This is a genomic window from Streptomyces sp. NPDC026575 (assembly GCF_055567415.1).
The window spans coordinates 242,183-267,720 of sequence record NZ_JBVHQM010000007.1 but is presented as its reverse complement, the minus strand read 5'-3'; the positions used below and the strand labels follow the sequence as shown (position 1 = coordinate 267,720).

Here is a 25,538-nt window from a genome sequence, read left to right as displayed (position 1 = left end):
CGGCATGTCGACCCATGCCAAGCGTGAACGGCTCCTCCTCGCCGACCTGTTGGAGAGCGCGGGTCCCGAGGCGCCGACCCTGTGTGAGAACTGGACCGCGCGGGACCTGGCCGCGCATGTGGTGGTGCGCGAGCGGCGCGCCGACGCGGCGGGCGGGCTCCTCGTCAAGTCGCTGGCGCCCCGGCTGGAGCGGGTGCAGGCCGAGTTCGCGGCCAAGCCGTACGAGGAGCTGATCCAGCTCATCAGGAGCGGGCCGCCGCGGATGTCGCCGTTCTCGCTGAAGCAGATCGACGAGGCGTCCAACACGGTGGAGTTCTACGTCCACTCCGAGGACGTGCGGCGGGCGCAGCCCGACTGGAGCCCGCGGGAGCTGGACCCGGTCTTCGCGGACGCCCTGTGGTCGAGGATCGAGCGGATGGCCCGGGTGCTCGGCCGCAAGTCGCCGGTGGGGCTGGTGCTGCGGCGGCCGGACGGGCGGACCGCGGTGGCCCGCCGCGGCACCCCGGTGGTCACCGTCGTCGGGGAGCCGGGCGAGCTGACCATGTTCGCCTTCGGCCGGCAGGACATGGCCGAGGTGGAGCTGGAGGGGGACAAGGAGGCCATCGAGCGGCTGCGGGGCGCGAAGCTGGGGGTGTGAGCGCGGCGGGCCGGGGGCCGGGGGCGCCCGCAGGGGGTGGTCGAACGGATCCCGTAGGGGGTGCCAAGGCCCCCTGCGGGGCCACAACGCGGCGGGTGCGGGGCGTATTCCCGAGTGCGGCCGCGTCCCGCCGGCCGACGGCGGACACCGCCGGGTCCGCTCTCCCCGAGCACTTGTCGGGCCTGTCCTTTGGGCCCCGACCCATCGGACGGGCCCTAGGTCCGCAGCACCACGACCGCCACCACCACGGCCACCACCGCTGCCGCCACGAACACCGCGGCCAGCACCAGCGCCGCCACCCGCGCGGCACGGTCCGGGTCCGGCGGCGGTGGCGGCACGGGTGGTGAAGGAGGCATGTCTGCAGGATGCCGCACGGCACAATGGACCCATGACCAGCAGCCGCACCACCGCCGCCGACTCCCTGTTGGACCCCGCCATCGCCGCCCGCCTCAAGCGGGGCGCCGACGGCCTGGTCCCCGCCATCGCCCAGCAGTACGACACCGGCGAGGTGCTGATGATGGGGTGGATGGACGACGAGGCGCTGCACCGCACCCTGACCACCGGGCGCTGCACGTACTGGAGCCGCAGCCGCCAGGAGTACTGGGTCAAGGGCGACACCTCCGGCCACTTCCAGTACGTGAAGTCGGTGGCGCTGGACTGCGACGCGGACACCGTCCTGGTCAAGGTCGACCAGGTCGGCGCCGCCTGCCACACCGGGGCGCGCACCTGCTTCGACGCGGATGTACTGGCCACCGAGGCCGACCGGGACCAGTAGGCTCCGCTGCCATGACCACGGGAACCACCGGCACCGCCAATCCGGACCTCGACACCTTCCGCACCCTCGCCAAGGACCGGCGGGTCATCCCCGTCACCCGGCGCCTGCTCGCGGACGGCGACACACCGGTCGGGCTCTACCGCAAACTCGCCGCCGAGCGCCCCGGCACCTTCCTGCTGGAGTCCGCCGAGAACGGCCGCACGTGGTCGCGCTACTCCTTCATCGGCGTCCGCAGCGCCGCCACCCTCACCACCCGCGACGGGCAGGCGCACTGGCTCGGCACCCCGCCGGTCGGCCTCCCCACCGACGGCGACCCGCTCGCCGCGCTGCGCGCCACCGTCGAGACCCTGCACACCCCCCGCGACCTCATCGAGGGCGCGGGGCTGCCGCCGTTCACCGGCGGCATGGTCGGCTACCTCGGCTACGACGTCGTGCGCCGCCTGGAGAAGATCGGCGAGCGCACCACCGACGACCTCCGGCTGCCCGAGCTGAGCATGCTGCTCACCTCCGACCTCGCCGTCCTCGACCACTGGAGCGGCACGGTCCTGCTGATCGCCAACGCGATCAACCACAACGACCTCGACACCGGCATCGACGAGGCATATGCGGACGCGGTGGCCCGCCTGGACACCATGGCCGACGACCTCGCCCGGCCCGCCCCCGCCGGCGCCGCGGCGCTGCCGCCGTCGCAGGTCCCGCCGTTCACCGTCGAATGGGGCGGCGCGGACTACCAGGAGGCCGTCGAGGACGTCAAGGAGCGCATCCGGGCCGGCGAGGCATTCCAGGTCGTGCCCTCCCAGCGCTTCGAAACCCCCTGCACGGCAAGCGCGTTGGACGTCTACAGGGTGCTGCGGGCCACCAACCCCAGCCCGTACATGTACCTCTTCCGCTTCGAGGGCGGCGACGGCCCGGACAGCGCCTTCGACGTGGTCGGCTCCAGCCCCGAGGCACTGGTGAAGGTCGAGGACGGCCGCGCCATGGTCCACCCCATCGCCGGCACCCGCCCGCGCGGCTCATCCGTCCCGGAGGACCAGGCCCTGGCCGACGAGCTGATGGCCGACCCCAAGGAGCGCGCCGAGCATCTGATGCTGGTCGACCTGGGCCGCAACGACCTGGGCCGGGTCTGCGAACCGGGCAGCGTCGAGGTCGTCGACTTCATGTCCATCGAGCGCTACAGCCATGTGATGCACATCGTCTCCACGGTCACCGGAACGGTGGCAAAGGGCCGTACCGCCTTCGACGTGCTCACCGCCTGCTTCCCGGCCGGCACCCTCTCCGGCGCCCCCAAGCCGCGCGCCATGCAGATCATCGAGGAGCTGGAGCCGACCCGGCGCGGCCTGTACGGCGGCTGTGTGGGCTACCTCGACTTCGCGGGGGACTCCGACACCGCCATCGCGATCCGTACGGCGCTGCTGCGCGGCGGCACCGCCTACGTCCAGGCCGGCGCCGGCGTGGTCGCCGACTCCGACCCGGTGGCCGAGGACACGGAGTGCCGTAACAAGGCGGCGGCGGTGCTGCGCGCCGTGTACACCGCCAACCACCTGGGGAAGTAGCCGGCCGCGGGAGCGGCGCCACCCCCGCGCGCCGGACCCCGCCGGCCGGTGCGCGATAGTGGTACGCGTGAGTGCCGCACCCCAGACCCCCACAGACGCCGCGCCCGCCCCCGCGCCGGCCCCCGCGCCCCGCAGCGCCAAGCGCAGCCTGGCCCTGGCGCTGCTGGCCGGCGCGGCCGGCGCGGGCCTGGCGCTGCTGGCCTCCGGCCGCACCTGGGCCCGGGGCTCGGCGGTGCTGGCCCAGGGCGAGCTGCCGCGCACCGTGACCGGCGCGGACGTCACCGGCGTGCCCGGCGCGCTGGCCGTCGTCGGCCTGGCCGCGCTGGTCGCCGTCTTCGCGGTGCGCCGTGCCGGCCGGATCGCGGTGGCCGCGCTGCTGGCGCTGAGCGGCGCCGGCATCGTCACCGCCGCGGTGCTGGGCAACGCCGACACCTCGGCGCTGCGCGAGAAGGCCGCCACCGCGGTCGGTCTGACCGGCGCCGATGTGCATCACGTCACGCACACCGGCTGGCCGTGGGTGGCCGCGGCCGGCGGTCTGCTGCTGCTGATCGCCGGGCTGCTGGCGCTGGTGTACGGGCGCCACTGGCCTGCGATGTCGGGCCGATATGAGCGCACGCCCGGCGGCGCCCGGGGTCCGCGGCGCGCCGCGGCCGCCCCGGATCCGGACCGTCCGGAGGAGATCTGGAAGTCCCTGGACCGCGGCGAGGACCCCACCCGGTAAGGGGGACCGGCGCGGCATCGGTGACAATGGACCGCGAGGATCACCGCGCCCCGACCCCGGCGCGAGAGAGCAACGAGGAGCAGTCAATGTCGAGCAGTGGCCACGGACACACCCCCGCCGCCTGGACCGGCGTCATCATCTCGTTCATCGGCTTCTGTGTCGCCGGAGCCTTCATCGTGCTGAACAGCGTGCCGGGCTTCTGGGCCGGCATGGTGCTGATCGCCGCCGGTGCCGTGGTGGGCGGCCTGATGCGCGCGGCCGGCCTGGGCCAGGAGCCCAAGCGCTCGGCGAAGCCGGCTGTCCAGGCGCAGCCGCAGGAGGGCTGACCACGCTCCCGTGGCGCCGGGTCCCGGCGCCACCTCGCACCACCCCCGAAGGCGCCGCTTCCCGGCCCGTACGCACCCCTGGGTGCCGTACCCGCCGTCCGTGCACACCCCGTACGGCGGCCGAGAAGCCGCGCCTTCGCGCTGTGCGGACCCGTACGGCGGTCAAGAAGCGGCGCCTTCGCGCCTCCGGCAGGACAATCGGCACGTGAGCGATCCCTTGGCGCCGGCTCGGCCGGAAGCCCGGTCGGCGGGCGGCGTGCCCCGCCGTCTCGCCGCGCCCCTGGGCGCCCTCGCGGCCGTCGCCGCCGCCTTCGCCGTGGTCGGCGCCGTCGATCCGAACGAGCCCGGCCACTACCCCGTCTGCCCGCTGCGGCAGCTGACCGGCGTGTACTGCCCGGCCTGCGGCGGCCTGCGCAGCGCCCACGCCCTCGCGCACGGCGACCTGGCCGCCGCCCTGGGCGCCAATGCGCTCGCGGTGGCCGGCTACGCCGCCTGCGCGGTCTTATGGACGGTCTGGTGCGGCCGGGCCGCGCGGGGCCGCCGTAGGCCGGGCCCCCGCCCCCGAGCCGTGCACGGGTGGGCCCTGGGCGGGCTGCTGCTGGCCTTCACGGTCGTGCGCAACCTCCCCTTCGGCAGCGGTCTGGCGCCGTGACCCGGGGCCCGGAGATGTCCAGCCTGTGGGACCGCCGTCAACCGGATGCGGGACCTGCATCCCATGGCGGATACCATCGGAGAGCCGGACGGGACAGCTCGTCCCCCGGGCCGCTGTCCACCGCCGCCGCTCAAGAAGGAGGCCGCTCGCGTGAGTGTGCTCGACGAGATCATCGACGGGGTCCGCGCCGACCTCGCTGAGCGGCAGGCGCGCGTCTCCCTCGACGAGCTCAAGGAGCGGGCCCGCAAGGCACGCCCCGTGATGGACGGTGTCGCGGCACTCAAGGGCGAGAGCGTCACGGTGATCTGCGAGGTGAAGCGCTCCAGCCCGTCGAAGGGCGCGCTCGCCGCGATCGCCGACCCGGCCGGTCTGGCCGCCGACTACGAGGCGGGCGGCGCCGCGGTCATCTCCGTCCTGACCGAGCAGCGCCGCTTCGGCGGCTCGCTGGCCGACCTGGAGGCCGTCCGCGCCCGGGTCGACATCCCCGTGCTGCGCAAGGACTTCATCGTCACCGCCTACCAGCTGTGGGAGGCCCGCGCCTACGGCGCCGACCTCGCCCTGCTGATCGTCTCCGCGCTGGAGCAGGAGGCCCTGGTCTCGCTGATCGAGCGGGCCGAGTCGATCGGGCTGACGCCGCTGGTCGAGGTGCACGACGAGGAAGAGGTCGCCCGCGCGGTGGACGCCGGCGCCCGGATCATCGGCGTCAACGCCCGCAACCTCAAGACCCTGGAGGTCGACCGGGGCAACTTCGCCCGGGTCGCCCCCGAGATCCCCGACCACATCGTCAAGATCGCCGAGTCCGGTGTCCGCGGGCCGCACGACCTCATCGCGTACGCCAACGACGGCGCGGACGCGGTGCTGGTCGGCGAGTCGCTGGTCACCGGCAAGGACCCCAGGACCGCGGTCGCCGACCTGGTCGCCGCGGGCTCCCACCCGGCGATCCGCCACGGGCGGGCCTGACCGCCCGGATCGCCGACATGACCGCCGCCGCCCGCATCCGCCGCCCGAGCCACCGCTCCGGCCCCGCCGTGCTGCTCGCCGCGGCCGCCGGGGACGGGCGGCATGCGGCGCTGGGGCGCGGGTGCCGGCCGCGCGGGTGCCGGGCACCGGCGCGCCGGGTCCGCGGACGGCGGGTCCGCTACCACATCGGTTCGGAGCCGGGACAGATCAACGGGCGCCGATGGCGCACGGCCGCCGCGCGCTGACGCGTCGGCCCCCTGCCGGCGCCGCGGTGGCGATCGACCACCGCGCGGCGGCAGCACGCCCTCGCATCGCGCGCCGCATACCGTGATGTGCCCTCTCCCGACATGACCGGACTTTCCGGGGCGCCCGCCCCGGCCTAGGAGTGCGTCAGATGTCCTCCGCTTTCTTCCTTCCCGACCCCGAAGGGCGCGTGCCCGGCCCCGAGGGCTACTTCGGCGCCTTCGGCGGCAAGTTCATCCCCGAAGCGCTGGTCGCCGCGGTCGACGAGGTCGCCGCCGAGTACGAGAAGGCCAAGGCGGACCCCGCGTTCGCGGCCGAGCTCGACGACCTGATGGTCAACTACACCGGGCGCCCCAGCGCGCTCACCGAGGTGCCGCGGTTCGCCGAACACGCCGGCGGGGCCCGGGTGTTCCTCAAGCGCGAGGACCTCAACCACACCGGCTCACACAAGATCAACAACGTGCTGGGCCAGGCGCTGCTCACCAAGCGGATGGGCAAGACCCGGGTCATCGCCGAGACCGGCGCCGGCCAGCACGGCGTCGCCACCGCCACCGCCTGCGCCCTCTTCGGCCTCGACTGCACCGTCTACATGGGCGAGATCGACACCGAGCGCCAAGCCCTCAACGTCGCCCGGATGCGGATGCTGGGCGCCGAGGTCATCGCCGTGAAGTCCGGCAGCCGCACCCTCAAGGACGCCATCAACGAGGCATTCCGCGACTGGGTCGCCAACGTCGACCGCACCCACTACCTCTTCGGCACGGTCGCCGGACCGCACCCCTTCCCGGCCCTGGTCCGCGACTTCCACCGGGTCATCGGCGTCGAGGCCCGCCGGCAGATCCTCCAGCGCGCGGGCCGCCTGCCGGACGCCGCCCTCGCCTGCGTCGGCGGCGGCTCCAACGCCATCGGCCTCTTCCACGCCTTCCTCCCCGACACCGGCGTCCGCCTGATCGGCTGCGAACCGGGCGGCCACGGCGTCGAGACCGGCGAGCACGCCGCCACCCTCACCGAGGGCACCCCCGGCATCCTGCACGGCTCGCGCAGCTACGTCCTGCAGGACGAGGACGGCCAGATCACCGAGCCGTACTCGATCTCCGCCGGCCTGGACTACCCCGGCATCGGCCCCGAGCACGCCTACCTCAAGGACACCGGCCGCGCCGAGTACCGCGCCGTCACCGACGACGCGGCGATGCAGGCGCTGCGGCTGCTGTCGCGCACCGAGGGCATCATCCCGGCGATCGAGAGCGCCCACGCACTGGCCGGTGCCCTGGAGATCGGCCGTGAGCTGGGCCCCGAGGGCCTGCTGCTGGTCAACCTCTCCGGGCGCGGCGACAAGGACATGGACACCGCCGCCCGCTACTTCGGGCTGTACGACGGCGAGAGCGCGGCGGACGCCGCCCACGCGGCAGAGCAGGGGGAGAAGTGATGGCGGGCAACATCGAGCTGCTGAACACGGTGCTGGCGCAGGCCCGCACCGAGAACCGCGCCGCGCTCGTCGGCTACCTCCCGGCCGGCTTCCCGACCGTCGACGGCGGCGTACGGGCGATGACCGAGATGCTGGACGGCGGCTGCGACATCGTCGAGGTCGGCCTGCCGCACAGCGACCCGGTCCTGGACGGCCCGGTCATCCAGACCGCCGACGACATCGCGCTGCGCGGCGGCGTCAAGATCGTCGACGTGATCCGCACGGTCCGCGAGGTGCACGCCGCCACCGGCGCCCCGGTGCTGTGCATGACGTACTGGAACCCCGTCGACCGCTACGGCGTGGAGCGGTTCGCCGCCGACCTGGCCGAGGCCGGCGGCGCCGGCTGCATCCTGCCGGACCTCCCGGTCGAGGAGTCCGAGGTGTGGCGCAAGGCCGCCGAGCAGCACGGGCTCGCCACGGTCTTCGTGGTCGCGCCCAGCAGCCGGGACGAGCGGCTCGCCAAGATCACCGCGGCCGGCAGCGGCTTCGTCTACGCCGCCTCCCTGATGGGCGTCACCGGAACCCGCGAGTCCGTCGGCCGCGAGGCCCAGGAACTGGTGGCCCGCACCCGCGCCACCACCGAACTGCCGGTCTGCGTCGGCCTGGGGGTCTCCAACCCCGAGCAGGCCGCCGAGGTGGCGCAGTTCGCCGACGGGGTGATCGTCGGTTCGGCGTTCGTCAAGCGGCTGCTCTCCGCGGACGGCGACCTGACGGCCGGGCTCGCCGGGGTCCGCGCCCTGGCGGGCGAGCTGGCCGAGGGCGTACGCAACCGCCGCTAGACGGGCGGCCGGGCGTCCACGACCGTCCGGCGCGCGGTCCCTCGATAGGGCGAACATCGGTGCGGAGGGGTGCGGCGGCACCCCTCCGCTTCGTTGTGCACGGGCGTGAACGAGAAGAATCATGAGGGTAGGAGAAGCGCCCGCGAGCGGCTTCAGGCCCAGCGGGCGAAGGAGCAGGCACGCGCCCGGCGCGGCCGCCAGGTGATCGTGGCCGGGTCGCTGCTGGCGGTGCTGGCGATGGCCGGCGGTGTCGCCGTGTGGATCACCGCGGCCCGCAACGGCCAGAGCGGCACCGACAACGAGACGGCCCGTCCCAAGCAGGCCGGCGGGGGTGACCGGCCCGCCGTCCCTGTCGGCGCGCCCGACGCCCCCTCCACCCTGACGGTGTGGGAGGACTTCCGCTGCCCCGCCTGCCAGCAGTTCGAGACCGGCTTTCGCAAGGTGACCCATGAGCTGGAGGACTCCGGCCAGCTCAAGAGCGAGTACCACCTCGTGACGATCATCGACGGCAACATGGGCGGCCAGGGCTCCCGCAACGCCGCCAACGCCGCGCTGTGCGCCCAGGACGCCGGGAAGTTCCGCGACTTCCACGACGTGCTCTACTCCCACCAGCCGCCCGAGTCGCAGGACAAGTTCGCCGACAAGCAGTACCTCCTCCGGCTGGCCGGCAAGGTCGAGGGCCTGGCCTCGCCCGCCTTCACCAAGTGCGTCAACGACGGCAGGTACAACGGCTTCGTGCGCAAGTCCGACGACGCCTTCGGCAAGTCCGGATACCGCGGCACCCCGACGGTCCTGCTCAACGGCAAGGACCTCGCCAAGGAGCAGAGCGGCCGGGTCACCCCCGCGGTCCTCAAGAAGCTCGTCCGGGCCGCCAACAAGGGCAAGAAGCCGGGCAGCGCCTCCCCGGGCGCGAGCACACCCGCCGCGCCGGGCAGGGGCGCGGCGGGCGCGAGCGCCGCGCCCCACGAAAAGCGGGCCGGGGCGGCGAGCGCCTCGCCGCGGACCGGCACGGTGCCGTCCCCCTAGCGGCCCCGCTCCGGTGCGCACGGTCCTGGTGGGCACCGCGGCCGCCCGGGGCCCGCGGCGTCACACTGCGCCGAGGGCGTCGTTACGCAGCCGTTGCCGGGCGGGTTGTCGCCGACCCCGCCCGGCGCGGTAGCGTCGACCCTGCCATGGACCTCGCATTCATTCCCAGCCCGTCGGTCGGCGTCGTACACCTCGGCCCGATCCCGTTGCGCGGCTACGCGTTCTGCATCATCATCGGCGTCTTCGTCGGCGTCTGGCTCGGCAACAAGCGCTGGATCCAGCGCGGCGGCCGCTCCGGAACCGTCGCGGACATCGCCGTGTGGGCCGTGCCCTTCGGACTGGTCGGCGGCCGCCTCTACCACGTCATCACGACGTACGAGCCGTACTTCGGCGAGAACGGCCATCCGATCGACGCCCTCAAGGTGTGGGAGGGCGGCCTCGGCATCTGGGGCGCGGTCGCGCTCGGCGCGGTCGGCGCCTGGATCGGCTGCCGCCGCCGCGGTATCCCGCTGCCGGCCTACGCGGACGCGCTGGCGCCCGGTCTGGCCCTCGGCCAGGCGATCGGCCGCTGGGGCAACTGGTTCAACCAGGAGCTGTACGGCAGGCCGACCGACCTGCCGTGGGGGCTGGAGATCAGCTCCGACCCGGCCATCGGGCGCATCGGCGGCACCTACCACCCGACCTTCCTCTACGAGAGCCTGTGGTGCATCGGCGTCGCGGCGCTGGTGATCTGGGCCGACCGGCGCTTCCGGCTCGGCCACGGACGGGCCTTCGCGCTGTACGTCGCCGCCTACTGCGCGGGCCGCGCCTGGATCGAGTACATGCGGGTCGACGAGGCCCACCACATCCTGGGCCTGCGGCTGAACGTCTGGACCGCGCTGATCGTCCTCGTCCTGGCCGTCGTCTACTTCGTGGTCTCCGCCAAGCGGGCACCGGGCCGGGAAGAGGTCGTCGAGCCCGGGGCGCTGGAGGAGCGCGCCGAGCGCGAGGCCGCCGAAGGCGCCGCCGACGCGGAGCGGACCGACGGCGAGCGCGGCAAGGTCTCCGTCGAGAAGGCGGAGGAGAAGCCCGCCGCAAAGAAGCACGGCGAGCAGGACCCCGCGGGGCCCGAGGCCGGGCCCGCCGCCGCGGAGGCCGGGAAGTCCGCGAAGACGGAGAAGGCCGAGCGGGCCGAGGAGTCCGCCGAGGACGCGCCGGATGCGGCGAAGGACGCGGCGGACACCGCGGACGCCGCCGACGCCAAGCCCGCCGGGAGCGGCAGCAACAAGAAGTCCTGAAGGCGGCCCCGACCGCCGACAGCGCCGGCCGGATTCGAGCGATCGAGTCGGGCCGGCGCTCTTTTCGTCCCCGCCTCTCAGCGGCCCCGCCGCTCGGCCAGCGCCAGCACCCGACGGGCCCCGGCGACCACCGCCGCGTCCACGAACCGCCCCTCCGGCAGCGCCTGCGCCCCGCCCTGCGCCGCGGCCGCCCGCACGATCCGCTCCGCCGCCTCGACCTCCTGCGACGACGGCAGATGGGCCGCCTCGATGACCGGGAGCTGGCGCGGATGGATCGCGGCCCGGCCCAGGAAACCCAGCGCCCGGCCCTGCGCGCTGGAGCGGGCCAGGCCCTCCAGGTCGCGGACGTCCGGGTAGACCGACTGCGGCGGCGGGGGCAGCCCGGCCGCCCGGGCCGCGACCACGGTCCGGCTGCGCGGCCAGGCCAGCCCCGCATCGTCCCGTACGCCCAGCTCCGCGCCGAGATCGGCCTCGCCGACCGCGATCCCGCGCAGCGCCGGGTGCGCGGTGGCGATGGCGAAGGCGTGCTCGATGCCGAGCGCGGATTCGAGCAGGGCGTAGAGCGCCGGGGTGGCGGGCAGCGCCCCGGCGTCGGGGGCGGGGGAGGGCGTGAGCACGGTGGTGGCGCGCTGCGGGGCGCCGAGGGCGGACGCCGGGGCGCCGGGCGCCGCACCGAGGCCGCGGCCGGCGGCCGGGGGCTCGGCGAGGGCGGGCGCGGCGGGCGGCCCCGCCGTCGTCGCCCACCCGGCCGCCCGGTGGACGTCGGCCGGCCCCTGCACCTTGGGCAGCCGCAGACCGGCCAGGCCGGGCAGCGCGGCGAGGGTGCGGATCTCGGTCTCGGCGAGCGGGCCGTCCAGCGCGTTGACCCGGACGTGGACGGGGGACGGGCCAGGGGACGGGTCGCCGAGCAGTTCGGCGGTGGCGTGCAGCGCGTAGCGCTTGCGGTCCGGGGCGACCGCGTCCTCCAGGTCGACCACCACCACATCCGCCCCGCAGCCGAGCGCCTTGGCGACCACCCCGGGGCGGTCGCCGGGCACATACAGCCAGGTCAGCGGCGTGCCCAGGGAGGTCTCGGCGGGCGCCGGGGTCATAGCGCGCCCGCCGCCCGCAGCCCGGCGATCTCCTCCGGGGCCATGCCGAGCCCGGCCAGCACCCGGTCGGTGTCGGCACCGTGCGGGCGGCCGGCCCACTGGATCGCCCCCGGGGTCTCGGAGAGCCGGAAGAGGACGTTCTGCATCCGCAGCGTGCCCAGTTCCTCGTCCGGGACCTCGGTGATCGTCCCCAGCGCCTGGTACTGCGGATCCGCCAGCACATCGCGGACGTCGTAGACCGGTGCGACGGCCGCCTCGGCCTTCTCGAAGGCGGCCAGGACCTCCGCCCGGTCGTGCCGGGCGATCCAGCCGCCGACCGCCGCATCGAGTTCGTCGGCGTGCCGCGCGCGTCCCGCGCCGGTGCCGAACCAGGGCTCGTCGATCACCTCGGGCCGGCCCACCAGCCGCATCACCCGCTCGGCGACGGACTCCGCCGAGGTGGAGACGGCCACCCACGAGCCGTCGGCGGTGCGGTAGGTGTTGCGCGGCGCGACGTTGGCGGAGCGGTTGCCGGTCCGCGGCTGGAGGTGGCCCAGCTGGTCGTACCAGAGGGGCTGCGGACCGAGGACGGTCAGCATCGGCTCGATCAGCGCCAGGTCGACGACCTGGCCGCGGCCGGTGGCCTCCCGTCCGCGCAGCGCGGTCAGCACGGCGTACGACGTGGTCAGCGCGGCGATCGCATCGGCCAGACCGAACGGCGGCAGGGTCGGCGGGCCGTCCGGCTCCCCGGTGATCGCGGCGAATCCGCTCATCGCCTCCGCGAGGGTGCCGAACCCGGGACGCCGGGCGTACGGGCCGAACTGCCCGAAGCCGGTGACCCGGGCCAGCACCAGGCGGGGGTTGACGGCGGACAGCTCCTCCCAGCCCAGGCCCCACTTCTCCAGGGTCCCGGGCCGGAAGTTCTCGACGACGACGTCCGCGTCGGCGGCGAGCCGCAGCAGGACGTCCCGGCCGCCGGGGTGGGACAGATCCAGCGTCATGGTGCGCTTGTTGCGGCCCAGCAGCTTCCACCACAGCCCGATGCCGTCCTTGGCGGGCCCGTGGCCGCGCGAGGGGTCGGGCCGCCGGGGGTGCTCGACCTTGATCACCTCGGCGCCGAAGTCCCCGAGCAGGGTGGCGGCGAGCGGCCCGGCGAACAGCGTGGCGAGATCGAGCACCCGCAGCCCGGCGAGCGGGCCGGGGCGTGGCCCGGGCTCCGGCGCGGCGGGGCCGCCGACTGGCTCGGTCATCCCGGTCGGGGACGGGTCGGTCATGATGCGTCGGCCTCCGGTCGGTCGGGGGTGGGTGCGACGAGCGCGGCGGTGCGCGCGGCGAGGGCGTCGAAGCCGATGCCGTCCAGCCCCGCGACGCTGGTGGCGAGCCGGTTGCGCAGCGGCCGCGTCCAGTGCTCGGGCAGGGCGGCGGGCGAACCGGCGAGCAGCCCGGCCAGCGAACCGGCCGTCGCGCCGTTGGAGTCGGTGTCCCAACCGCCGGACACCGCACGGCAGATGGAGCCGCTGAAGTCGCCGTCGGCATGGGTGAGCGCGGCGGCCAGCAGCGCGGCGTTCGGCACGGCGTGCACCCAGTGGTGGCGGCCGTACGCGGCGTGCAGCCGGTCGACGACGGCGCCGAAGCCCTCCGGGGTGCCGGTCGGCTCGTCGTGTGCCGCCGCGATGCCGAAGCGGACGGCCCGCGCGAGCCGGGAGCGCGGGGGGATCACGGCGAGCCCGGCCCGCAGCGCGCCGTGCACGTCGGCGGTGCCGCCGGCCGCCTCGGCGAGCGCCCCGGCCGCGAACATCGCGCCGTACACCCCGTTCGCGGTGTGGCTGAGCGCGGCGTCCCGCCAGGTCTGGGCCGCGGCGGCCGCCGGGTCGCCGGGGTGCGTCCAGCCGTGGACGTCCGCGCGGATCAGCGCACCGATCCACTCCCGGAACGGGTTGCGGTGCCGCGCGGTGTGCGGCGGTTCGACGCCGTCCAGCAGGTTGCGGTAGGCGACGCGCTCGGCGGTGAACGTCCGCCCGGCCGGCAGCTCGTCCAGCCACAGCCGCGCCACGTCGCCGGTGCCGAAGCCGGGGCCGTGGCGTTCGAGGAGCAGCAGGCCCAGCAGCGGGAAGTCGAGGTCGTCGTCCTCGGGCATGCCGTCGATGTGCTCGGCGAGCGACGTGGCGCGGCTGCGGCGGTTCCAGGGGTGCCGCGCGGCCACCGCCGGGTCGAGCCCGATCCCGGTGAAGTACGAGGCCAGCGGCCAGTTCCCGGTCGAGCGGGCGAGCCCGCGGATCCCGCTCAGCGGCAGCTTCTCCACCGGCTTGCCCAGCAGGCAGCCGGCCGCCCGCCCGAGCCAGGCGGCCTCCAGGCGGGCGGTGGGCACGGCCCCGCCCCGCCGCGTCGCCGCGGCCGCCGGCGCAGGGGGGCACGCCGCCTGGATCTCGGCCAGCTCCGTGGGCTCATCGGCCGCCGACGGGCAGGGCAGCGCGGCCAGTTCGTCGAGCAGCTCCCGGGCCAGGGCGCGCAGCGCCGGATCGCCCGGCCCCGGGGAGGCGCCCGCCCGGCCCGGGGCCGGCGCCCCGCCCGCCGCCCGCCACCGGCGCGCGACGGAGCCGGCGTCCCGACCGTCCTCCGCCGCCTGCCGCAGCTCGTGCCCGAGCAGGTCCTCGGGCTGCACCCAGGTCACCCGCAGCGGCTCCCCGGGAGCGGAGGGCGCCGTACGGGCGTCGGCCACCGGCGTGGTCGTCACCGTCCGCCCGCCTCGGTCATCGCCGGGATGGCCGAGATCGCGGTGAACGCCTGCTCGTGGGTGCGGGCGCGGGCCCGGTCGCGGGTGAAGACCTCGCGGGCGACGGTGGCCAGCGCGGCCCCCGGCGCATGGAGGTCCAGCCGGCTGGCGCGGGCGACCTCGGCGGCCCACTCCGCCGGTACGGCCGAGGCGCCGTGCAGGGCGCCGGCCAGGGCGCCGCTCATCGTGGCGATCGAGTCGCAGTCGCGCCCGTAGTTGACCGAACCGAGGACGGTGGTGCGGTAGTCGCCGCCGCCGACCAGCAACATGCCCAGGGCGATGGGGAGTTCCTCGACGGCGTGCAGCCGGGAGGGACGGCGGGCGCCGAGCGAGGGGTTGCGGTAGTCGGGGCCGACGGTGTCGAAGGGGGCGACCGCGGCACGCAGCGCGCTCGCCGCCGAGGCGCGGTCGGTGACCGACGCCGCGGCCTCGCAGACCGCTTCGATGGCGGCGCGGGTGCCGTCCTTGGCGAGCCGCAGCGCCTGGACGACGACCGAGGAGGCGGTGGCCCCGGGGACGAACGCGGCGGCGACGGCCGCGGCGAACACCCCGGCCGCCTCCCGCCCGTAAGAGGACTGATGGGTACCGGAGATGTCCAGCGCCTCGGCGTAGGCCCGGTCCGGATTGCCGGCGTTGACCACGCCGACCGGCGCCATGTACATCGCCGCACCGCAGTTGACGATGTTGCCGGTGCCGGCCTCGCGCGGATCGGCGTGCCCGTAGTGCAGCCGCGCCACGATCCACTTCTCGGCGAGGAAGATCCGCTGCAGCGGCAGCGCCTCGGTCTCCAGCTCCGGGATCCAGCGCGGGGTGCCGATCAGGTCCGGGACGAGGTGGTCGGCGATGTCGTAGGCGTCGAGGTGGTCGCGCACCGACTCGTAGACCCGCACCAGCGCATGGGTCATCAGGGTGTCGTCGGTGACGTGCCCGTTGCCCTTGTGGTACGGGGCGATCGGGCGGGCGGTGCGCCAGTCGTCGTGGAACGGGCCGACGATGCCCTCGACCGGCCCGCCGTGCCGCTTGACGATCTCCTCCGGCGTCCGGCCCTCCACCGCCCCGCCGAGCGCGTCGCCGACCGCGGCGCCGATCAGGCACCCGGCGGCCCGGTCCTCCAAGGACGGCGGGGCCGTGACGGCCGGTGCGCCGGGCGCGACCGGCAGGACCTGGGTGATCTGGGTAGCGGGGACGCCCGGCGCGCTCGGCGTCGTCTCGCTGGTGTACGTCATCTGCGGATGAGTCCTTCCACGGTGGGGGTGATGAGGGGCGGGGGCGAAGCGGCCTCCGCCTCGGCTTGCGGGGCGGCGGGGGAGCCGGCTTCCGGGGCGGCGCGGGCGGCGGCTTCCGGGGCGGCCGGCGCCGCACCGGCGAGCCGCCCGGCCAGCTCGACCAGGTCCGTGCCGGCCAGCCGCGGCAGCGCGCAGCCGGACAGCACCCGGCAGGCGTTGCGCCAGGTGCGCGGCAGGGCCCGGGCGCCGCCCAGGGCGCCGGTCAGCGCGCCGGCGAGGGCGGGCGCGGAGTCGGCGACCCGGGAGAGGCAGGCGGCGGCCGGTACCGCCTCGGCGACCAGCCCGTCCGTCGCCAGGGCGAGCGCCAGCGCGACCGGGACGGTCTCGGCGGCGGCGATGCCGTAGCTGTAGACGTGGTCGACGATCTCGTGCTCCAGCACCGGGACCAGCGCGAAAGCGGTGCCCTGCCGTCCGGGCCGGTCGGCGGCGAAGGCCCGCGCGAGGTGGACGGCGTGCAGCGCGTTGCGGCGGATCTCGGTGCCCTCGGGGAGCTGGCCGAGCGCGGTCTCCACACAGTCGCCGGCCGGGGCCCCGCCGATCGCGGCGGCGATCGCGGCGGCCATCGCGCGGGCGCCGTGCACCCCGTCGCCGTCCTGGGTGTAGCGCGCGTCGTACTCGGCGAGGTCGGCCGCCGCGGCGGGCTCGCCGGGGTGCACCACGGCCAGCACGGCGGCCCGCACACACGCCGCGTCGTCGAAGAAGTGCGGATTGTCGTGCCCGGTGGCGGGCGGCCGCAGCCCGGCGGCGAGGTTGCCGAGCCCGGCCCGTACGGAGATCCGGGCGCGCAGCGGCAGTACGGCGGACTCCACCTCGGGCGCCCGGTCGGCGGCCGCGGCGACCTCGTTGGCCAGCGCGTTCCAGGCGAGGTCGAGGGCCGCGCGCATCCGGCGGTCCCGGCCCAGGCCGCTCAACAGCGCACCGGCCGCGGTGAGCACCGACTCGGCGGTGAAGGCCGCCCACTCGGCGTCGTCGGAGGGACCCAGCCGCAGCGGCTCCGGCGGCTGGTTGAGGGCGATCGGCACCGGCAGCGTGGTGGTGGCGTTCTGCTCGGCGAAGGTGTCCAGCTCACGGGTCAGCCGCCGGGTCCACTCCGGCATCCGCGCCGCCCGGTGCCGGGCCGCCGGCCACCCGGCGGCGTCGCCCGCGGCGAGCCCCAGCAGCAGGCCCTCGATGCGGCCGCCGGCACCGGGGCCGGCCACGGCGGCGCCGTCCCCGTTCATCGCGCGACCGCCTCGGCGGGGGAGCCCGCCCCGGGTTCCGCCGCGGCCCGCGCGCCCGCCCCGGCCGGCGCCAGCAGGTCGGCGACGTCCAGGACGTGGTAGCCGGCCATCGAGGGCAGACAGCTGCCGCGCGCCGGGCCGATGGCGCCGGCCCACGCCTCGGGGATCGCCGCGGCCCCGCACAGCGCACCGGCCAGCGCACCGGCCACCGCCGCCGTGGTGTCGGCGTCCCGGCCCATGTTCACCGCGGTCAGCACCGAGGCGGAGAAGTCGCCGCGGGCCGCCGCGAAGGCGCCGAAGGCCAGCCCCACGGCCTCGGGTGCGAGGTCCGTCCAGGGGTAGCCGCCGATCACGACGGCGGAGCGCACCGCGCGCTCGGTCCCCAACTGGGTGATGCCGGGGTCATGCCGGCAGCGCTGGGCGGCGCCGACCGCGCGGCGCAGCGAGCGGGCGGTCCAGGAGTCCTCCGGCACCACCGACAGCGCGGCGGCGATCACCACGTCGGTGAGCGGGGTCCCCCCTGGCCCCCCGGACCCGGCCGAAGGCCCTTGGGGGAGGCCGACCATGGCGGCGGCGACCCCGGCGGCCACCGCCCGGCCGCCGTAGATCCCCTCGCCGTCATGGCTGACCGTGCCGTCGATGGCGACCAGCCGGGCCGCCTCGGCGGGCCGGCCGGCGGCGAACACCCCGAACGGCGCGGCGCGCATCGCCAGCCCGTCGCTCCAGGCGTGCCGGTGCTGCGCGGAGATCGGCGCGGCCAGACCGCGGCGCAGGTTCTCCAGCGTGCCGCGTTCGCTGAAGCCCGCGCCGCGGAACGGCCCCTCGTCGCGGTCGGCGATCCACTGGTGCCAGGCGGCCTCGACATGGGCGACGGTCAGCGCCGAACCGTGCGCCGCCAGCAGCAGCCCCGAGAAGAGGGCGTACTCGGTGTCGTCGGTGCCGGCCGGGTCGTCCTCGACGTAGCCCTCGATCCGGCCCCAGCGGCGCCGGATCTGAGAGGGCTTCATGTTCTCCGCCGGGGCGCCGAGCGCGTCGCCGACGGCCAGCCCGAGCAGCGCGCCGCGGGCCCGGTCGCGCGGGGAGCCGGGGGCGGCGGGGGGTGCCGACTCCGGGGACGGGGGGTGCTCGCTGCGCTCGCTCATGCCGAAACCTCGCTTCGCTCGGCCCCGCATTCGCGCGGCGCGCACCTCTCCATGGCTCGCTCGCTGCGCTCGCTCACGCCGAAACCTCGCTTCGCTCAACCCCGCATTCGCGTGGCGCGCACCTCTCCATGGCTCGCTCGCTGCGCTCGCTCACGCCGAAACCTCGCTTCGCTCAACCCCGCATTCGCGCGGCGCGCACCTCTCCATGGCTCGCTCGCTGCGCTCGCTCACGCCGTATCCGTGCCACGCGGCGGGCCGCCTCTCCTGCCACCGGCGCCACGGTCACCCGGTCGACGCCCCCGGACGCCGCCGCGGGAGCGGCCCCCGTGAAGCCTGTGATCGGGATCTCAGCGCCCCTCTCACGGAGAAGCCGCAGGTCAGCGCGGTAAGTTCGGCCTTCCTTGCTAGCGCGGGAGGGCAATCCGCGCATAGCTTCGAGGTGTTGAAGGGGGAAGCGCCGCCATCGGCCCACACCTCGCTGAAGGGAGTAGGTCCCGATATGTCTGTCATGGAGATCATGGATGCCGCGGCACCGACGCATGCCGCCCACCGCGACAACCACACCCACCGCGATGTGAACGGCGGCTGGCTGCGCCCCGCCGTCTTCGGCGCGATGGACGGTCTGGTCTCGAACCTCGCCCTGATGACGGGCGTCGCCGGCGGCGCGCTGTCGCAGCAGACGATCATCATCACCGGACTGGCGGGCCTGGCCGCCGGAGCCTTCTCCATGGCCGCGGGGGAGTACACCTCGGTCGCCTCGCAGCGCGAGCTGGTGCAGGCCGAGCTGGACGTCGAGCGGGCCGAGCTGCGCAAGCACCCCAAGGACGAGCAGGCGGAGCTGGCGGCGCTGTACGAGTCGCGCGGCGTCGAGCCGGAGCTCGCCCGCAAGGTCGCCGAGCAGCTCTCCCGGGACCCCGAGCAGGCCCTGGAGATCCATGCCCGGGAGGAGTTGGGCATCGACCCCTCCGACCTTCCTTCGCCCACCGTCGCCGCCCTGTCGTCCTTCGGATCGTTTGCGCTGGGCGCCCTTCTGCCTGTCCTTCCTTACCTGTTGGGCGCCTCCGCCATCTGGCCCGCGGTGCTGCTGGCGCTGGTCGGACTCTTCGCCTGCGGTGCCGTCGTGGCGCGGGTGACGGCGCGTTCCTGGTGGTTCAGCGGACTGCGGCAACTCGCCCTCGGCGGCGCGGCCGCGGGTGTGACGTACGTCCTGGGAGCGGTGTTCGGAACCGTCGTAAGCTGACGCGCGAGTGATGTGTCATACGGGTGACGGCATAATTACTCTGTTACCCAACGGTTTCGGTTTGTTGACGACCGGGCATAAGGCCCTGGCGTCGCGGGCAATGTCGCTCGCCGAACGCCGCCTTGTGAGACGGCCCCGATTCCGTCCGCGTCCTGAGATCACCGCACCGCGGTGTCCGCATGTTGGAAGCCCCTTTTCGCTTTTCGAGAAGGGAGTCATCCTGTAACCTGCACGAAATTTCGCGGAGGGCCAACGTCGTCCCTCGGCAATGCCTATGCCACGACGACGTATGGGAGAGCCGATGCGCTTCGCGTCCACGCACTCCGCGACCCCCGGCAGCACCACCGGTGCCGCCTGGTCGCCCATGGACGGGCGCCCCGCCCAGCAGGGGATGTACGACCCGCGCAACGAGCACGACGCCTGCGGCGTCGGCTTTGTGGCCACCCTCACCGGCGAGGCCAGCCACGCACTGGTCGAGCAGGCGCTCACCGTCCTGACGAACCTGGAGCACCGCGGTGCCACCGGCTCGGAGCCCGACTCGGGCGACGGCGCCGGCATCCTGCTCCAGGTCCCGGACGCGTTCCTCCGCGAGAACGTCACCTTCGAGCTCCCCGAGGCCGGCTCCTACGCCGTCGGTATCGCCTTCCTGCCCTCCGATGCCCAGGAAGCGGCCGCGGCCGTCTCGCGCATCGAGACGATCGCCGTCGAGGAGGGCCTGGACGTCATCGGCTGGCGGGTCGTCCCCGTCGCCCCGCAGCTGCTCGGCAACGGCGCCCGCGCCACCATGCCGGCCTTCTCCCAGCTGTTCGTCGCGGACGGTACGAGCACCGGCCTGGCGCTGGACCGCAAGGCGTTCGCGCTGCGCAAGCGCGCCGAGCGCGAGGCGGGGGTCTACTTCCCCTCGCTGTCCGCCCGGACCATCGTCTACAAGGGCATGCTGACCACCGGCCAGCTGGAGCCCTTCTTCCCGGACCTGTCCGACCGCCGCTTCGCCACGGCCATCGCCCTGGTCCACTCGCGGTTCTCCACCAACACCTTCCCGAGCTGGCCGCTGGCCCACCCCTACCGCTTCGTCGCGCACAACGGCGAGATCAACACGGTCAAGGGCAACCGCAACTGGATGCGCGCCCGCGAGTCCCAGCTCGCCTCGGAGCTGTTCGGCGAGGGAGAGCCCGAGAAGCTCGCGCGGATCTTCCCGGTCTGCACCCCCGATGCCTCCGACTCCGCCTCCTTCGACGAGGTCCTGGAGCTGCTCCACCTCGGCGGCCGCTCGCTGCCGCACTCCGTGCTGATGATGGTCCCGGAGGCATGGGAGAACTCCACCTCCATGGACCCGGCCCGGCGCGCCTTCTACCAGTACCACTCCACGATGATGGAGCCCTGGGACGGCCCGGCCTGCGTCACCTTCACCGACGGCGTCCAGGTCGGCGCGGTCCTCGACCGCAACGGCCTGCGCCCCGGTCGCTACTGGGTCACCGACGACGGCCTGGTCGTGCTCTCCTCCGAGGTCGGCGTCCTGGACATCGACCCGTCCAAGGTCGTCCGCAAGGGCCGCCTGCAGCCCGGCCGGATGTTCCTCGTCGACACCGCCGAGCACCGCATCATCGAGGACGACGAGATCAAGGCGCAGCTCGCCGCCGAGCACCCCTACCAGGACTGGCTGGAGTCCGGCCTGATCGAGCTGGCCGACCTGCCCGAGCGCGAGCACATCGTGCACACCCACGCCTCGGTCACCCGCCGCCAGCAGACCTTCGGCTACACCGAGGAGGAGCTGCGGGTCATCCTCGCCCCGATGGCCAAGGCCGGCGCCGAGCCCATCGGCTCGATGGGCACCGACTCGCCGATCGCCGCGCTCTCCGAGCGCCCCCGGCTGCTCTTCGACTACTTCACCCAGCTCTTCGCGCAGGTCACCAACCCGCCGCTGGACGCCATCCGCGAGGAACTGGTCACCTCGCTGATCTCCTCGCTCGGCCCGCAGGGCAACCTCCTGGAGCCCACTGCGGCCTCCTGCCGCAGCGTGACCCTGCCCTTCCCGGTCATCGACAACGACGAGCTGGCCAAGCTCATCCACATCAACGCCGACGGCGACATGCCCGGCATGAAGGCCGTGACCCTCTCCGGCCTCTACCGGGTCTCCGGCGGCGGCGAGTCGCTGGCCGCCCGGATCGAGAAGATCTGCGCCGAGGCCGACGCCGCCATCGCCGACGGCGCCCGGCTGATCGTGCTCTCCGACCGCCACTCCGACGCCGAGCACGCGCCGATCCCCTCGCTGCTGCTGACCGCAGCGGTCCACCACCACCTCATCGCCACCAAGACCCGCACCCAGGTCGGGCTGCTGGTCGAGGCCGGCGACGTGCGCGAGGTGCACCACGTCGCGCTGCTCATCGGCTACGGCGCGGCCGCGGTCAACCCCTACCTGGCGATGGAGTCCGTCGAGGACCTGGTCCGGGCCGGCACCTTCCTGCCCGGCATCGAGGCCGAGCAGGCCATCAAGAACCTCATCAAGGCGCTCGGCAAGGGCGTTTTGAAGGTCATGTCCAAGATGGGCATCTCCACCGTCGCCTCCTACCGGGGCGCGCAGGTCTTCGAGGCCGTCGGCCTGGACGAGGAGTTCGTCGCCCAGTACTTCCACGGCACCGCCACCAAGATCGGCGGCGCCGGCCTGGACGTCATCGCCAAGGAAGTCGCGGCCCGGCACGCCAAGGCATACCCGGCCTCCGGCATCGCCGCCACGCACCGCGCGCTGGAGATCGGCGGCGAGTACCAGTGGCGCCGCGAGGGCGAACCGCACCTCTTCGACCCGGACACCGTCTTCCGGCTCCAGCACTCCACCCGCTCGCGCCGCTACGACATCTTCAAGCAGTACACCGACCGGGTGAACGAGCAGTCCGAGCGGCTGATGACGCTGCGCGGCCTGTTCGGCTTCAAGTCCGACCGGCCCTCGATCCCGATCGAGGAGGTCGAGCCGGCGTCCGAGATCGTCAAGCGCTTCTCCACCGGCGCCATGTCGTACGGCTCCATCTCCCAGGAGGCGCACGAGACCCTCGCCATCGCCATGAACCAGCTGGGCGGCAAGTCCAACACCGGTGAGGGCGGCGAGGACCCCGAGCGCCTCTACGACCCGGCGCGCCGCTCGTCCATCAAGCAGGTCGCCTCCGGCCGCTTCGGTGTGACCAGCGAGTACCTGGTCAACTCCGACGACATCCAGATCAAGATGGCCCAGGGCGCCAAGCCCGGCGAGGGCGGCCAGCTGCCCGGCCACAAGGTCTACCCCTGGGTGGCCAAGACCCGGCACTCCACCCCCGGTGTGGGCCTGATCTCCCCGCCGCCGCACCACGACATCTACTCCATCGAGGACCTGGCCCAGCTGATCCACGACCTCAAGAACGCCAACCCGCAGGCCCGCATCCACGTGAAGCTGGTCTCCGAGGTCGGCGTCGGCACGGTCGCCGCGGGTGTCTCCAAGGCGCACGCGGACGTGGTCCTGATCTCCGGCCACGACGGCGGTACGGGCGCCTCCCCGCTCACCTCCCTCAAGCACGCGGGCGGCCCCTGGGAGCTGGGCCTGGCCGAGACCCAGCAGACCCTGCTGCTCAACGGCCTGCGCGACCGGATCGTCGTGCAGACCGACGGCCAGCTCAAGACCGGCCGCGACGTCGTCATCGCCGCCCTGCTGGGCGCCGAGGAGTTCGGCTTCGCGACCGCCCCGCTGGTCGTCTCCGGCTGCGTCATGATGCGCGTGTGCCACCTGGACACCTGCCCGGTCGGCATCGCCACCCAGAACCCGACGCTGCGCGAGCGGTTCAGCGGCAAGGCCGAGTACGTCGTCAACTACTTCGAGTTCATCGCCGAGGAGGTCCGCGAGCTCCTCGCCGAGCTGGGCTTCAGGTCCCTCGAAGAGGCCGTCGGCCAGGCCGAGCTGCTGGACACCACCAAGGCCGTGGACCACTGGAAGGCGCAGGGCCTGGACCTGGCCCCGCTGCTGCACGTCCCCGAGCTGCCCGAAGGCGCGGTCCGCCACCAGGTCACCGTCCAGGACCACGGTCTGGAGAAGGCGCTCGACAACGAGCTGATCAAGCTCGCCGCCGACGCGCTGGCCGCCGACACCGCCGAGGCCGCGCAGCCCGTGCGCGCCCAGGTCGCCGTCCGCAACATCAACCGCACGGTCGGCACCATGCTCGGCCACGAGGTGACCAAGAAGTTCGGTGGCGCGGGCCTGCCCGACGACACCATCGACATCACCTTCACCGGCTCGGCCGGCCAGTCCTTCGGCGCGTTCCTGCCGCGCGGCATCACGCTGCGCCTGGAGGGCGACGCCAACGACTACGTCGGCAAGGGCCTCTCCGGCGGCCGCATCGTCGTCCGCCCGGACCGCGGCGCCGACCACCTGGCGGAGTACTCCACCATCGCGGGCAACACCCTCGCCTACGGCGCCACCGGCGGCGAGCTGTTCCTGCGGGGCCGGGTCGGCGAGCGCTTCTGCGTCCGCAACTCCGGTGCCACGGTGGTCTCCGAGGGCGTCGGCGACCACGGCTGCGAGTACATGACCGGCGGCAACGCGGTCGTGCTCGGCGAGACGGGCCGCAACTTCGCGGCCGGTATGTCCGGCGGGTTCGCCTACGTCATCGACCTGGACCCGGACAACGTCAACAAGGAGCTGGTCTCCGCGGTCCACGCGCTGGACGCCGCCGACAAGCAATGGCTGCACGACGTGGTGCGCCGCCACCAGGAGGAGACCGGCTCGACCGTCGCCGCCAAGCTCCTCGCCGACTGGGATGCGGCTGCGGCCCGCTTCAGCAAGGTCATCCCGCCCACGTACAAGGCAGTGCTCGACGCCAAGGACGCCGCTGAGCAGGCCGGACTCTCCGAGTCCGAGACCCACGAGAAGATGATGGAGGCGGCGACCAATGGCTGACCCCAAGGGCTTCCTGACCCACCAGCGCGAGATCGCCAAGACCCGCCCCGTCGAGGAGCGCGTCAAGGACTGGAACGAGGTCTACCAGCCGGGCTCGCTGCTGCCGATCATCAGCAAGCAGGCGTCGCGCTGCATGGACTGCGGCATCCCCTTCTGCCACAACGGCTGCCCGCTCGGAAACCTCATCCCCGAGTGGAACGACTACGCCTACCGCGAGGACTGGACCGAGGCCAGCGAGCGGCTGCACGCGACCAACAACTTCCCGGAGTTCACCGGTCGCCTCTGCCCCGCCCCCTGTGAGGCCGCCTGTGTGCTGGGCATCAACCAGCCGCCGGTGACCATCAAGAACGTCGAGGTCTCCATCATCGACAAGGCGTGGGACAGCGGCGACGTCACCCCGCAGCCGCCCGAGCGCCTCTCCGGCAAGACCGTGGCCGTCATCGGCTCCGGCCCGGCCGGTCTGGCCGCCGCCCAGCAGCTGACCCGGGCCGGCCACACCGTGGCGGTGTACGAGCGGGCGGACCGCATCGGCGGTCTCCTCCGCTACGGCATCCCCGAGTTCAAGATGGAGAAGCGCCACATCAACCGCCGCATCGAGCAGATGCGCGCGGAGGGCACCAAGTTCCGTACGGAGGTGGAGATCGGCCGCGACATCGACGCCAAGAAGCTGCGCAAGCGCTACGACGCCGTCGTCATCGCCGCCGGCGCCACCACCTCCCGCGATCTGCCGGTGCCCGGCCGCGACCTCAAGGGCGTCCACTTCGCGATGGAGTACCTCCCGCTCGCCAACAAGGTGCAGGAGGGCGATCTGACGGTCGCCCCGATCACCGCCGAGGGCAAGCACGTCGTGGTCATCGGCGGCGGCGACACCGGTGCGGACTGCGTCGGCACCGCCCACCGCCAGGGCGCGGCCTCCGTCACCCAGCTGGAGATCATGCCCAAGCCGGGCGAGGAGCGCAGCGCCGGCCAGCCCTGGCCGACCTTCCCGATGCTCTACAAGGTCACCTCCGCGCACGAGGAGGGCGGCGAGCGGGTCTACTCCGTCTCCACCACCCACTTCGAGGGCGACGAGGACGGCAACGTCCAGTGGCTGCACCTGATCGAGGTGGAGTTCAAGGACGGCAAGCTGGAGCAGAAGCCGGGCACCGAGCGGAAGATCCCGGCCCAGCTGGTCACCCTCGCGATGGGCTTCACCGGCACCGACCAGGAGAACGGCCTGGTCGAGCAGTTCGGCCTGGAGCTGGACCAGCGCGGCAACGTCGCCCGTGACGGCGACTTCGCCACCAACGTCCCCGGTGTGTTCGTCGCCGGCGACGCCGGCCGCGGCCAGTCGCTGATCGTGTGGGCCATCGCCGAGGGCCGCTCCGCCGCCCGCGGTGTGGACCGCTTCCTGACCGGAGCCAGCGCCCTGCCGGCTCCCATCAAGCCGACGGACCGCGCACTGACCGTGTGACCGGCAGTGTGAGCGACCGTCCCTGAGT

The 25,538-nt window shown here is 74.2% G+C and carries 22 protein-coding genes; 15 read left to right on the top strand and 7 right to left on the bottom strand.

Annotated elements, in window-relative coordinates:
* The first annotated feature begins 4 nt into the window (after positions 1–4).
* Positions 5–637, top strand: a complete 633-nt coding sequence (locus ACZ4NB_RS12675) for a TIGR03085 family metal-binding protein (protein WP_467660717.1) — start codon at positions 5–7, stop codon at positions 635–637.
* A gap of 215 nt (positions 638–852) precedes the next feature.
* Here ACZ4NB_RS12675 and ACZ4NB_RS12670 read toward each other — a convergent pair whose 3' ends face one another.
* Positions 853–993, bottom strand: a complete 141-nt coding sequence (locus tag ACZ4NB_RS12670) for a hypothetical protein (RefSeq protein ID WP_384442405.1) — start codon at positions 991–993, stop codon at positions 853–855.
* 32 nt (positions 994–1,025) lie between these two features.
* On the opposite strand from ACZ4NB_RS12670, the gene hisI reads away from it, so the two are divergent.
* The 11 genes from hisI (at position 1,026) to lgt (ending at position 10,411) form a co-directional block, all read left to right on the top strand.
* A complete protein-coding gene (gene hisI / locus ACZ4NB_RS12665; protein WP_467660715.1) occupies positions 1,026–1,412 on the top strand; it encodes a phosphoribosyl-AMP cyclohydrolase in 387 nt (128 codons plus the stop codon).
* Between the two features lie 11 nt (positions 1,413–1,423).
* A complete protein-coding gene (locus tag ACZ4NB_RS12660) occupies positions 1,424–2,965 on the top strand; it encodes an anthranilate synthase component I (RefSeq protein ID WP_467660714.1) in 1,542 nt (513 codons plus the stop codon).
* 67 nt (positions 2,966–3,032) lie between these two features.
* A complete protein-coding gene (locus ACZ4NB_RS12655; protein ID WP_467660713.1) occupies positions 3,033–3,686 on the top strand; it encodes a TIGR02234 family membrane protein in 654 nt (217 codons plus the stop codon).
* A gap of 86 nt (positions 3,687–3,772) precedes the next feature.
* Positions 3,773–4,012, top strand: coding sequence for an HGxxPAAW family protein (locus ACZ4NB_RS12650; RefSeq protein WP_467660711.1), 240 nt, complete (start codon positions 3,773–3,775; stop codon positions 4,010–4,012).
* 205 nt (positions 4,013–4,217) lie between these two features.
* Entirely contained in the window at positions 4,218–4,664 is a 447-nt protein-coding gene (locus ACZ4NB_RS12645) for a DUF2752 domain-containing protein (RefSeq protein ID WP_467660710.1), read from the top strand.
* A gap of 150 nt (positions 4,665–4,814) precedes the next feature.
* Complete coding sequence (gene trpC / locus ACZ4NB_RS12640) at positions 4,815–5,624, top strand: indole-3-glycerol phosphate synthase TrpC (RefSeq protein WP_467660709.1); 810 nt, start codon at positions 4,815–4,817, stop codon at positions 5,622–5,624.
* A 17-nt stretch (positions 5,625–5,641) separates the two neighbouring features.
* Positions 5,642–5,869: a tryptophan biosynthesis modulator TrpM gene (trpM, locus tag ACZ4NB_RS12635; RefSeq protein ID WP_393494038.1), complete on the top strand. Its 228-nt coding sequence runs from the start codon at positions 5,642–5,644 to the stop codon at positions 5,867–5,869.
* A gap of 149 nt (positions 5,870–6,018) precedes the next feature.
* Entirely contained in the window at positions 6,019–7,290 is a 1,272-nt protein-coding gene (gene trpB, locus ACZ4NB_RS12630) for a tryptophan synthase subunit beta (protein ID WP_467660707.1), read from the top strand.
* Complete coding sequence (gene trpA / locus ACZ4NB_RS12625) at positions 7,290–8,108, top strand: tryptophan synthase subunit alpha (RefSeq protein ID WP_467660705.1); 819 nt, start codon at positions 7,290–7,292, stop codon at positions 8,106–8,108. Before trpB ends, trpA begins: the two co-directional genes overlap by 1 nt.
* A 105-nt stretch (positions 8,109–8,213) precedes the next feature.
* Positions 8,214–9,134 (top strand): DsbA family protein, encoded by a 921-nt coding sequence (locus ACZ4NB_RS12620; RefSeq protein ID WP_467660704.1) that lies wholly within the window; start codon positions 8,214–8,216, stop codon positions 9,132–9,134.
* A gap of 146 nt (positions 9,135–9,280) precedes the next feature.
* A complete protein-coding gene (gene lgt, locus ACZ4NB_RS12615) occupies positions 9,281–10,411 on the top strand; it encodes a prolipoprotein diacylglyceryl transferase (RefSeq protein ID WP_467660702.1) in 1,131 nt (376 codons plus the stop codon).
* Positions 10,412–10,488: 77 nt separating this feature from the next.
* Here lgt and ACZ4NB_RS12610 read toward each other — a convergent pair whose 3' ends face one another.
* From ACZ4NB_RS12610 to ACZ4NB_RS12585, 6 genes are read right to left on the bottom strand one after another with little or no spacing between them, the layout of a single operon-like run.
* Complete coding sequence (locus tag ACZ4NB_RS12610; RefSeq protein WP_467660700.1) at positions 10,489–11,502, bottom strand: HpcH/HpaI aldolase/citrate lyase family protein; 1,014 nt, start codon at positions 11,500–11,502, stop codon at positions 10,489–10,491.
* On the bottom strand, positions 11,499–12,755 hold the full coding sequence (locus ACZ4NB_RS12605; RefSeq protein WP_467660698.1) for a CaiB/BaiF CoA transferase family protein: 1,257 nt from the start codon (positions 12,753–12,755) through the stop codon (positions 11,499–11,501). Before ACZ4NB_RS12605 ends, ACZ4NB_RS12610 begins: the two co-directional genes overlap by 4 nt.
* Complete coding sequence (locus ACZ4NB_RS12600; RefSeq protein ID WP_467660697.1) at positions 12,752–14,215, bottom strand: ADP-ribosylglycohydrolase family protein; 1,464 nt, start codon at positions 14,213–14,215, stop codon at positions 12,752–12,754. Before ACZ4NB_RS12600 ends, ACZ4NB_RS12605 begins: the two co-directional genes overlap by 4 nt.
* A complete protein-coding gene (locus ACZ4NB_RS12595; protein ID WP_467660695.1) occupies positions 14,212–15,480 on the bottom strand; it encodes an ADP-ribosylglycohydrolase family protein in 1,269 nt (422 codons plus the stop codon). The genes ACZ4NB_RS12600 and ACZ4NB_RS12595 overlap by 4 nt, the downstream gene beginning before the upstream one ends.
* On the bottom strand, positions 15,477–16,760 hold the full coding sequence (locus ACZ4NB_RS12590; protein WP_467660693.1) for an ADP-ribosylglycohydrolase family protein: 1,284 nt from the start codon (positions 16,758–16,760) through the stop codon (positions 15,477–15,479). Before ACZ4NB_RS12590 ends, ACZ4NB_RS12595 begins: the two co-directional genes overlap by 4 nt.
* A complete protein-coding gene (locus ACZ4NB_RS12585) occupies positions 16,757–17,902 on the bottom strand; it encodes an ADP-ribosylglycohydrolase family protein (RefSeq protein WP_467660692.1) in 1,146 nt (381 codons plus the stop codon). The genes ACZ4NB_RS12590 and ACZ4NB_RS12585 overlap by 4 nt, the downstream gene beginning before the upstream one ends.
* A 508-nt stretch (positions 17,903–18,410) precedes the next feature.
* On the opposite strand from ACZ4NB_RS12585, the gene ACZ4NB_RS12580 reads away from it, so the two are divergent.
* The 3 genes from ACZ4NB_RS12580 to ACZ4NB_RS12570 all read left to right on the top strand — a co-directional run bounded on the left by ACZ4NB_RS12580 (position 18,411) and on the right by ACZ4NB_RS12570 (position 25,510).
* Positions 18,411–19,142 (top strand): VIT1/CCC1 transporter family protein, encoded by a 732-nt coding sequence (locus tag ACZ4NB_RS12580; RefSeq protein ID WP_467660855.1) that lies wholly within the window; start codon positions 18,411–18,413, stop codon positions 19,140–19,142.
* Between the two features lie 301 nt (positions 19,143–19,443).
* Positions 19,444–24,057 (top strand): glutamate synthase large subunit, encoded by a 4,614-nt coding sequence (gene gltB, locus ACZ4NB_RS12575; RefSeq protein ID WP_467660690.1) that lies wholly within the window; start codon positions 19,444–19,446, stop codon positions 24,055–24,057.
* Positions 24,050–25,510, top strand: a complete 1,461-nt coding sequence (locus tag ACZ4NB_RS12570) for a glutamate synthase subunit beta (RefSeq protein ID WP_467660688.1) — start codon at positions 24,050–24,052, stop codon at positions 25,508–25,510. The genes gltB and ACZ4NB_RS12570 overlap by 8 nt, the downstream gene beginning before the upstream one ends.
* Positions 25,511–25,538 lie beyond the last annotated feature (28 nt).

Bases quoted from the DNA above. Each gene is read 5' to 3' on its own strand.
- gltB (WP_467660690.1), top strand. From the start codon at position 19,444: ATGCGCTTCGCGTCCACGCACTCCGCGACCCCCGGCAGCACCACCGGT.
- ACZ4NB_RS12670 (WP_384442405.1), bottom strand. From the start codon at position 993: ATGCCTCCTTCACCACCCGTGCCGCCACCGCCGCCGGACCCGGACCGT.
- ACZ4NB_RS12595 (WP_467660695.1), bottom strand. From the start codon at position 15,480: ATGACGTACACCAGCGAGACGACGCCGAGCGCGCCGGGCGTCCCCGCT.
- ACZ4NB_RS12675 (WP_467660717.1), top strand. From the start codon at position 5: ATGTCGACCCATGCCAAGCGTGAACGGCTCCTCCTCGCCGACCTGTTG.
- ACZ4NB_RS12590 (WP_467660693.1), bottom strand. From the start codon at position 16,760: ATGAACGGGGACGGCGCCGCCGTGGCCGGCCCCGGTGCCGGCGGCCGC.
- trpB (WP_467660707.1), top strand. From the start codon at position 6,019: ATGTCCTCCGCTTTCTTCCTTCCCGACCCCGAAGGGCGCGTGCCCGGC.
- ACZ4NB_RS12650 (WP_467660711.1), top strand. From the start codon at position 3,773: ATGTCGAGCAGTGGCCACGGACACACCCCCGCCGCCTGGACCGGCGTC.
- ACZ4NB_RS12660 (WP_467660714.1), top strand. From the start codon at position 1,424: ATGACCACGGGAACCACCGGCACCGCCAATCCGGACCTCGACACCTTC.
- lgt (WP_467660702.1), top strand. From the start codon at position 9,281: ATGGACCTCGCATTCATTCCCAGCCCGTCGGTCGGCGTCGTACACCTC.
- ACZ4NB_RS12610 (WP_467660700.1), bottom strand. From the start codon at position 11,502: ATGACCCCGGCGCCCGCCGAGACCTCCCTGGGCACGCCGCTGACCTGG.
- trpM (WP_393494038.1), top strand. From the start codon at position 5,642: ATGACCGCCGCCGCCCGCATCCGCCGCCCGAGCCACCGCTCCGGCCCC.
- ACZ4NB_RS12585 (WP_467660692.1), bottom strand. From the start codon at position 17,902: ATGAGCGAGCGCAGCGAGCACCCCCCGTCCCCGGAGTCGGCACCCCCC.
- hisI (WP_467660715.1), top strand. From the start codon at position 1,026: ATGACCAGCAGCCGCACCACCGCCGCCGACTCCCTGTTGGACCCCGCC.
- trpA (WP_467660705.1), top strand. From the start codon at position 7,290: ATGGCGGGCAACATCGAGCTGCTGAACACGGTGCTGGCGCAGGCCCGC.
- ACZ4NB_RS12570 (WP_467660688.1), top strand. From the start codon at position 24,050: ATGGCTGACCCCAAGGGCTTCCTGACCCACCAGCGCGAGATCGCCAAG.
- ACZ4NB_RS12605 (WP_467660698.1), bottom strand. From the start codon at position 12,755: ATGACCGACCCGTCCCCGACCGGGATGACCGAGCCAGTCGGCGGCCCC.
- ACZ4NB_RS12580 (WP_467660855.1), top strand. From the start codon at position 18,411: ATGGAGATCATGGATGCCGCGGCACCGACGCATGCCGCCCACCGCGAC.